The organism is Trueperaceae bacterium (assembly GCA_023954415.1).
Classification (GTDB): domain Bacteria; phylum Deinococcota; class Deinococci; order Deinococcales; family Trueperaceae; genus JAAYYF01.
Window position 1 is genome coordinate 1 of sequence record JAMLIB010000027.1, and the last position, 3677, is coordinate 3677.

Genomic DNA, 3677 nt, shown 5'->3' on the forward strand with positions numbered 1-3677 from the left:
ATGGACCGACCGCGGCTCCTCAGCACCGCCCTGCTCAACCGCGCCGCGTTCCTCAAGCAGCTCTCCCGCTTCCAGGAGATGAACGCCAGCCTGGAGGAGTGCCTGCGGCTACGGAGCGAGACCCTCGACGGCCGCTCTTACGCCTTCGCGCAGGCGGCGCTCGCGGAGCTGCGCATCGACCAAGCCCGCTTCGCCGAGGCCGAGGACCTGCTGGAGGAGGCGCTCGAGACGCAGGAGCTCTACGGCCCGTCGCGCTTCCTTGTCAACACGCTCTCCATGACGTCGATGCTGCACCTGGCGCGCGGCGAGCCGCTCCTGGCCTGGCATTACGCCGAGCGGTCCCTGCAGTTCGCCCGCGAGACGAGCGGCCCGCGCGTCGTGCGCGAGATCCTCTTCGACGCGGCCGCGGCCAGTGCGCGTATGGGTGACGGCGCGAAGGCGTTGGCGCTGGCCGAGGAGATGACGGCGCTCGGTCCGGAGACGGGCGCCTCGCCCGTCGACGAGTGCCGCGCCCGTTGGGCCAGGGGGTTGGCCCTGGTGGCCGGGGGCGACGCCGGAGCCGCGACCGCCGAGCTGCGCGCCGCCCTGGCGGTCGCGCGCGGCGGCGGCCTGGCGTTGGAAGCCAACAAGGTCGCCGTCGACCTCGCCGCCGCCGAAGGCGACGAGGCGGCCGCCGCGGAAGCCTTGGCATGGTTCGACGACCACGGCCTCGGCGTGGGGCGCGCGCTCGTCGGCCGTACGTTCCCCGGCCTCCTCGCCAGCGGCCCGGTGGCGGACGAGCAGGCGCCGACCGCCGCGGGCGGCGCCGAGTTGCTGCTCGAGGTGCTTGGCGACATGCGGCTTGGGCCGATCGGCGGCGGCGAGGCCGTGAAGGGCGAGCAACGCCGCCTGCTGCTCGCCTGCCTGCTGCAAGCGCGCATGGACGAAAGGTCCGAGGTGACCGACCTCGATCTCGTCGAGGCCCTCTACCCGAGCATCCCGGAGCCGGACGCCGTGCGTGCCCTCAAGCAGCTCGTGCACCAGGTGCGGCGCAGATACGGCACGCTGGTCGTGACCCGCACCCCCGGGGGCTACGCCATCGGCGCGGCCGTGGGTTCCGATGCCGAACGGTTCCTGGCCGCGGCCGGGAGCGGCGGACGTCGTGGCGCTGACGGGGGAGTGACGGCTGAGCACGCCGCGGAACTCGCCGGCGGCGCGACCGAGGCGCTCGTGGCCTGGCGCGGGCCGTTCCTTAAGGACGTGCCGGAGGCTCGCGAGGACGGCGTGGCCGCGCGCCTCATCGAGGTCGCCGCCCGCGTGGCCGGACACGCCATCGGGACCCGACCCGCCGACGCCGCGCGCGTGGCCCAGTACTTGCAGGACGTAGCCCCCTTCGAGCCGCGCCTCGCCGCCCTCGAGGTGGAGGCGCGCGAGCGGGCGGGGGACCCGGCCGGCGCCGCCGCGGCGCTGGCGCGGGCGCGGCGCCGGCTGGCGGAGGTCGGCGAGCTGCTGGACGCCCACGAGCTGGAAAGGCTCAGGGCGGGACTGGGGGCGAGGTCGTAGGCGGCGCGGACCGAGCGCCTAACCGTCCACCGCCCCCACCCGCCACGCTCCCCCCTCGCCGCCGAGGCGCAGGGCGCGCTCCGCAAGCCGCGCCTCAGCCGATGTAGGTGCTCAAGTAGGTGCAACTACCCGTCCACACCGTCAGGGACTTGCTGCGGGAGGGGTCGGGCGCGTTGACGGTCACGGTGATTCGGCAGGCGTCCGTTCCCTGGAGGGCGTTGCCTGGCGAGTAGGGCGCGAACGTGGCGCTGGGCGAGTTCGTGACGCTGTTCAGTAGGTGCTCGGAGCCGCTGTACGTGACGTAGACGCGCCAGCTATACGTGAGCGTCTCGTTGTCCGGGTTCTCGACCTCCACGTACGCCGAGTAGCGCTTGTGCGAGCCCGTCTCGCCAACGAAGTTGCACCCGATCTCGTCGAAGTCGATGGTGGCTCCGGAACTCACGGCGCTGTTGAGGCAGAGGGTGAGCTGCCCGATCGTGGTGAACCGGCGCGCCTGCACGCCGTAGGCCGTGACCCGAGGGTAAGGGTTGACCGGCGTCGGTTGCACGTTCAACGTCAGGGACCTCGTCGTGCCGAGCCCCTCCGCGTCGCGCGTCGTGGCCGTCACGGTCCTGGAGCCGGTCGTCCCGAACGTGACCGACACCTGGCAACCCGTCGTCGTGCTCAGCACGTCGGGCGAGGTGACGCTCCAGGTCGTGCGGGTGCAGAGGGCGGCGGTGCCGGCGTCGTTGACGTCCGACACGGTCGCCGATATCGCGTAGGCCTCGGCGACGTACGCGGTGCCGGCCCCCGAGAGGACGAGCGACGGCGCCGAGTTGACGACGTTCGCGACGAACGTCTTCTCGCTCACGTTGCCGGCGTAGCTGGCGCGCACCGTGATCGTGCGCTGGCCCGTGCTCGTGAAGGTGCGCACGAGCGGCGTGAGGAAGGTGAACGGCGCCGTGTTCCACGCGCCGTCGAAGAGCAAGCCGTCCACGCTGGAGCGCACCGTCAGGCTCACGGAGCTGGCGACGGAGTGCGTCACGCTGAAGAAGCCGGCCAGGTCCGTTCCGACGCGCAGGTCGACCGTGGGACGAGCGTTCTTGATGGTGACGGTAGGCGTCTCGGTGCTGCCGGGGTTCGTCTGCTCCTTCGTCCACGCGGCGCTGCGCTTGGAGTCGAACTCCAGCGTGTAGAGCGCGTTGAAGCGGCTGGTGACGTAGTCGGCCGGCACGTAGTAGTAGCCGCCGTCGCCCGCGCCGCAGCCCCACGAGTTCTTGACGACGAAGTACCCGCCCCCGCCGATGTTGTAGGTGTAGGAGGGGGTCGAGAGGTCGGCGTTGCTGAAGAAGGCCACGATCTGCACGGCGTGGCCACCGTAGGAGCCGTCGACGAGGTTGCCCTTGTCGTCTATGTACTTCTTGGCATAGTCCGACACGACCCCGGCGGGCGCCGACATGAACCCCTCGTAGACCGGGAAGCTCGCCATGAGGACGTGCCCCTGCGCCAGGAGGTTGCGGTAGTTGTTGAGGTTGAACGTCTGACCGGACGACCAGACCTGCACGGCCTTGCCGGCCGCCACGCCCGAGCCGCTGAACGTCATGGTCTTGTAGCCGCAGTAGGTGAAGATCAGGACCGTGGTGCAGTAGGCGGGGCTCTCGTGGGCCGTCTCGGAGCACCAGCCGCCGCCCGTGGTGCCGTACGGGTCGCAGGTGCCCCGGTAGTACTCCGCCTTGCCGTCCCTCGAGTCGGCCCGGTTCGGCGCCGTGTTGTAGGTCCAGACGTTCTCCGTCGGCAGCGCCTGACCGTGCTGCGTTGCGAGGTTGATGGCGGTGAGCGAGTTGTAGCCGTCCGAGTAGTCGCTCTCAGCCCAGTCGTTCTTCACTTTGTTGACGAGGAACTGCTCGGAGAGGTTGACGGGGTTCGCGTTCTGGACGCGCTCGCGGCTCTCGATGGCGCCGATCGCCGTGAACGCCCAGCAGGTTCCGCGGTTCGCCTGGTCGCGCACGGGGGAGATGAACTGCTTGAGCGGGAACCAGAGCCGCGCCACGAAGCCCGTCGGCGCCACGCAGCCGGCGCCGCTGTCCGTACCGTTGCCCGCGTTGAGTGGCCCGATCTCGCCGCCGCCCGGCGCGAGGGCGTCCGGGTCGATGCTG

General features: G+C 71.1%; 2 protein-coding genes. One reads left to right on the forward strand and one right to left on the reverse strand.

The annotated features are described in order from the left end of the window. A partial coding sequence (locus M9914_14305; protein ID MCO5175348.1) for a tetratricopeptide repeat protein occupies positions 1-1542 on the forward strand: 1542 nt, incomplete at its 5' end. Between the two features lie 94 nt (positions 1543-1636). Here M9914_14305 and M9914_14310 read toward each other — a convergent pair. Next, a partial coding sequence (locus M9914_14310) for a C1 family peptidase (GenBank protein ID MCO5175349.1) occupies positions 1637-3677 on the reverse strand: 2041 nt, incomplete at its 5' end.